Source organism: Vicinamibacteria bacterium, assembly GCA_035620555.1.
GTDB lineage: Bacteria > Acidobacteriota > Vicinamibacteria > Marinacidobacterales > SMYC01 > DASPGQ01.
Window position 1 is genome coordinate 1 of record DASPGQ010000252.1, and the last position, 5,144, is coordinate 5,144.

5 protein-coding genes are annotated in these 5,144 nt (G+C 63.0%); all 5 read right to left on the reverse strand.

The genetic code is table 11. The features are described 5' to 3' along the window. Window positions 1–83 precede the first annotated feature (83 nt). On the reverse strand, window positions 84–1,001 hold the full coding sequence (locus VEK15_10595) for a sugar phosphate nucleotidyltransferase (protein ID HXV61133.1): 918 nt from the start codon (window positions 999–1,001) through the stop codon (window positions 84–86). Continuing rightward, window positions 998–2,158, reverse strand: coding sequence for a transaldolase (gene tal, locus VEK15_10600; GenBank protein ID HXV61134.1), 1,161 nt, complete (start codon window positions 2,156–2,158; stop codon window positions 998–1,000). Before tal ends, VEK15_10595 begins: the two co-directional genes overlap by 4 nt. A 156-nt stretch (window positions 2,159–2,314) precedes the next feature. Beyond that, window positions 2,315–2,752 (reverse strand): hypothetical protein, encoded by a 438-nt coding sequence (locus tag VEK15_10605; GenBank protein HXV61135.1) that lies wholly within the window; start codon window positions 2,750–2,752, stop codon window positions 2,315–2,317. Window positions 2,753–2,861: 109 nt separating this feature from the next. Continuing rightward, window positions 2,862–3,323: a GreA/GreB family elongation factor gene (locus VEK15_10610; GenBank protein HXV61136.1), complete on the reverse strand. Its 462-nt coding sequence runs from the start codon at window positions 3,321–3,323 to the stop codon at window positions 2,862–2,864. A 353-nt stretch (window positions 3,324–3,676) separates the two neighbouring features. Continuing rightward, on the reverse strand, window positions 3,677–5,144 hold a 1,468-nt coding region (locus VEK15_10615), incomplete at its 5' end, for a c-type cytochrome (protein ID HXV61137.1).

Below are 5,144 nucleotides of genomic sequence, written 5' to 3' on the forward strand. Positions count from 1 at the left end.
CAACTGCGCGAGAGTGGCGACCCTCGGCGTTCCGGAACAAGGAGGTACGATCATGTCGGCACCTGTGTTGCGATGCGGCTGGATCACCTGGGGGACGACGCCAGGCTGCCGCCTCGCATCGCTCCGTAGGCGGAAGCCTGCTCCCTCTGGAAAAGTCGAAGCCTCGCGGGGGTCCCGAGATCGCTCCAGCCGCAATGCGAAATCGGCAGTACGGACAGTTGGTCACAGGAGTGAGTCAGGACGTCGCGACTGAGGTCGTGGCTCGGGAGCGCACTGTAGAGTTGCGTGAGCTCACGGTCGGGGAACATGGCGTTGTCTCGCCAGGTGAGAAGCTCCCCCAGCACTCCAGGAAGGTGCCGAGTGTACAAATGCAAGAGTGATCTTCCGGCGGCGACCAGAATGAGAGTGTTGAGCAGAGCGCCCTGACCCAGCAGAGTGCGGGCGGTCGCTTTGTCGGGCTTTTCGATGAAAGTGACCACCCCTCGGACGCTGTCGAGGGTGCCACGCGGCACGATCCACCCGTACTCGGTGTCCGGCTCCTGAGGGAGGGCGCCAAGGAGCACGACGCCGGTGGCATCGAGATTCACGGACTCGAGGGCTTCGAGGATCGCTCGTCGGAGTGTCTCCTCGTCGTCGACGTGGTGGTCCGAGGGAAGGACGAGGATCCTCGCCTCTGGATCACGCTGCAGCACTTTCAGAAAGGGCAGCAGAAGACCGATTGCCGTTCCTCGATTGAGCGGTTGGACCACGATGTTTTCCGGCGGCAGCCCTGCGAGGTCCTCGCGCCACCAGCGACGGTGTTCTTCGGCAACCACAGCTACGACGCGGTCGTTCGGAACGAGTCGTGTCGCACGACTGAGGGTCGAGTGGAGAATCGTCTGATCCCCGTCCACGACGGAGAACTGCTTGGGGACGCAGACGCCGTCCGCGTTCTTCGTGAGACCTCGTACGCGCGTACCTTCCCCTGCGGCCAGGATGATCGTGTAGAGATGCTTGGTCATCGGACGCTCCTCCCGTTCTTCTGCATTTCGCGTCGCTCTCCCGTTTCTGATCGCCGTGTTCGAAGATCGGTCGCTTTGGTCTTCAGGATCGTCATCACCTCGTCCATGGATTCGGCGAACTTGGCGACGCCCCGGGCTTCGAGGGTGCGGCCGACGTCGGCGAGGTCGACGCCGACCGCAGCGATTCGTTCCATGGTGTCGACGGCCTCGTCCACGTTGGCGTCGATCGTGCGGCTCAACCGGCCGTGGTCTTCGAAAGCCGCGATCGTGGTCTCGGGCAGCGTGTTGACGGTCCCAGGCCCGATCAGGTTGTCGACGTACATGGTATCGGAGTACTTGGCGCTCTTGGTGGAGGTCGAGGCCCACAGGGGCCGCTGCACCCTTCCTCCTCTGAGGGCGAGCGCCTCCCATCGTCCGCCTGAGAACGCGGTCCGGTACGATCGGTAGGCGACTCTGGCCTGAGCGATGGCGGCACGGCCTCGGAGCGCGAGGGCTTCTTCGCTGCCGATCGCATCAAGCCTGCGGTCCACTTCAGTGTCGACCCGACCCACGAAAAAGGACGCGACACTGTGGACGACGCTGGCGTCGCCGCCCGTGGCAACGTGCTCTTCCAGGCCTGACAGGTACGCCTCGATCACTTGCCAGTAGCGTGCGAGCGAAAAGATCAGCGTGACGTTGACGCTCCGCCCCTCGGCGATCATCCGCTGGATGGCCGGGATACCCTCCGCTGTGGCTGGGATCTTCACGAGCAGGTTGGGCTCGTTGATGCGTCGGTGGAGCTCCCGTGCCGCGTGGATCGTCCGGACCGTGTCGGCCGCAAGGGCGGGGTCGAGTTCTACGGACACAAAGCCGTCCGCGCCCATGCTCTCGTCATAGAGCGGGCGCAGTAGACCGAGCGCTGCGCGAATGTCGGACAACACCAGGCGCCAGTAGGCTTCCTTGACGCCACTGCCGGAGAGGATGGCGGTCTCGTACTCGTTGTCGTAGTCGGTCGACTCCAGGATCGCTTTGGTGAAAATGGTCTGGTTCGTCGTCACACCGCGGATTCCGGCGCCGATGAGTCGTTTGAGTTTGTCGCCAGTCAGGTAGCTACGCTTGACGTTGTCGAGCCACGGGCTCTGGCCGTACTCCTCGTGGAGTTGTCGCAGCTTGGTCATGCTTTTCCTTTCGTCTCCCCGTTGAGCTCGCGAAGTAGGAAGCCGAGGCGCAGGCAGTAGGGCAATTCGAGCGCTCGGTCAAGCACCGCTCGGAGTTTGACTTCCTCGGCCGCCGCGCTGTTCAGCACCATCGACAGAACGGTCCGGAGGAGGGCTTCAGTGGGTTGTGGTCGCATAAGTCCGCGACTCCTTCGATCGGCGCGTTAGCCCAGGCAACCACTCGAGTCCCCTGAGACCAGAAACGATGCCGAGGCTGTAGGCGCCCACGGCCATGGCCAGATCCCTCACCGCCACATCGAGCTCGCCCGTAAACAGCAGGTTAAATGCGATCAACACGAGCCAACACATGGCCACGTATGCGCCCAGCCGGGTGAACTTCGTCAGAATCGCAACGCCGACAGCCATTTCGATCACGCCGACGATCATCATGAACGTAGCGGCACTGAACGGAAGCATGCTCGTGACCGACGGGCTCAGGTAGCTCCCCCAATCGGCCAGAAGGTTGAAGAACTTGTCGAGCCCGGCCAACAGGGGCACAAGGCCGAACGTGATTTTCAAAGGTAGGTAAACCGAGCCGAGCGCGTGGTCCTTCATGATTGTCTCCCAGTCGAATGGAGCAACAACTACTCTCACGGTTACAGGGCTCCTTGCGTCATCGTCCGTCGCGCAGATTTCCCCGATGCAGTCGGAGCGACCTCGGGCGTCACCCGAGGTCGATGCCTGTCCTCTCCGGCTGGTAGAGAACACCATCCACCCGAAGCAGGCGAAGGCCGCCGGGGGTTCGCCAGGTGACCTGGTCACCGACCTTACGGCCCAGAACTGCCCGACCCAGAGGCGCGAGGACCGAGATTCTCCGCGTGGCTGCGTCGGCAGCCCTGGGCAGGACGACTCGAAAGACGATCGTCTCGTGAGTGTCGAGATTCGTCACGCGCACCTCTGAGTTGATCGTGACGATCTCCGGACCGATACGGTTGGCCGGCATTACCTTGGCGTCGGCCAACTGGCGCTCGAGTGACGCAACGTTGTCGACGTCTCGTCGATCCATGGATGGCGAACCCTCGATGAGGTTCCAGAGCCGGCGGGAGTCGATGTCGGTGATCCTGACTTTTTGCTGCTGCACGATTCCTCCTTCGAGGTGCGGCACTTCTACTCTCGGTTCGCCCATCAGAACTGCAAGGGCCGAACCAGCACTCACGCGAGGACCAAGTGACGTGATAAACCTTGGATTCTTTAGTGACTTGGGAAAGAACGCGGTGTGCGACCCCGCCTCGGGCGCTCTTCCGTCTGCGTGCACTCTGAAATGTTGCATGTCATTCTGAAACGGCACCCGTCGAGGCGAAATCGGCTAGCAACCTCAGGGCTCGATCCGATGGGAACACGTGCACTCGTTAGCAGCGCCACCCACGTTTGTGAGTGTGCCTCGCCCAGCCGGTTTCGCTCCAAGCCAGCACGCGATCGCGAAGACAATCACCATTGCAATCAGAGCAACGCCGATCGATTTGACTCGCGTCGCCAAGGTCACCGGTCGGCTCCGTGTCGTGGCGTTGCCGGCGGCAAGACGCGACCGTCTGGTCCGATCCGCTGCCGTCGCTGCGTCGCGAAATCAACGACGTGGAGCGCCGGTCGCTCCGCCGGTGAGAGCGAGAGGATGTGTGCCACCAAGGCCCATCGGTCCGCCTCATCCGGGAGCGCGGAGTCGTAGGACGGCATGGGGGTGCCGTTGAGACCACCGATCAAGGTGCGGTAGATGTCCTCAGGCTCGTGCCCATTTCTGAACGACCATTTGTAAGTGAGATCGGCGGCCGCGATAGGCTGGTCCCAATCGTTTCTGAGTGTCGGCGCGGAAGGACCGTCGCCGCGCCCGTGCTCTCCGTGACACGCCTGGCACTGGAGAGCCCTGTAGGTTTCGTCTCCCCTCGAAGCCGACGCCGAGAGTTCGGGAGGTCGAGGGCTGACTTTCAGCCGAGTCGGTCGTTCGCCAACCCGCCATGCTGCGACGAACCTCTCCGAGAAGACGACGAGGTAGCGTGAGACGTCGTGGATCTCCTGCTTGGTGAGGAACTGGCTCCACGCGGGCATGCTCGAGCGCTCGACACCTCTGCTGACGGTCCGCTCGATGTCCTCGATTGTCGGCAGTTCTCCCGTCGCGGTTGTTCGGAACTTGTATGTGCCCCGCTGGAAGTCCCGCGGCATGTCGTCGAATCCCGACGCGAGGAAGCCCTCCCCATCTCCGCGGACGCCGTGGCACACCGCGCACTGGGCCATGTAGACGCGCTGGCCACGCCGCATCGCATCGGCGTCTGGTAGATCGGGGGGAACCGGGACAGGGGGTGGATTGGGGTCATAGCGGCTCGCCTCAGCCGTCCCCGGGGCTACGCCCTCGTCATTCGCGAATCCGACGCGCTTGATGTCGTCGGGCGGCGGGTTCTGGCGCGCCCAGTTTCCCCGCGCCGCGAACCCCGGGCCCAGAAGGTCGTACATCTCGAAAAAGTCGATGGCGCGGCAATCGGTGAGCACCTCGCGCACTTCGTGGTAGTAGCGCTCGAAGGTGTAGCTGAACGCCACTCCGTGACCGCCCAGAAGGTAGATCTTGCGGGCGACTGGATCGACGACCGCCTCGCGGTGGAATAGGTAGCGGTAGTAAGGGCTCCGCTCCCCACCGCCGTACTCCAGGAATTCCGACCAGACGTCCTGTGATTTCGGACCGATCTCGGAGAGACGATCCTTGACACTGATCCCGTACACTCCCCCGTGCTTCTCGAAGAAGTCGGGGAACATCGTGTCGGTCCACCGATGCTCGCCGTCGATGTGGCCGACCGTGAAACCAAAGCTGGCGAGTGTGTCGCGCTCCCAGTGCGAACCGGGCGCCCAGTGGAAGATCACACCCCCTTTGGGTCCGTTCCAGCCGGTGCCGCCGTACGCCTCGACCTGGTGCTCGGCGACCTTGTTGTTCAAAGCCCAGTACACGAAATCCAGCCACCTCGGA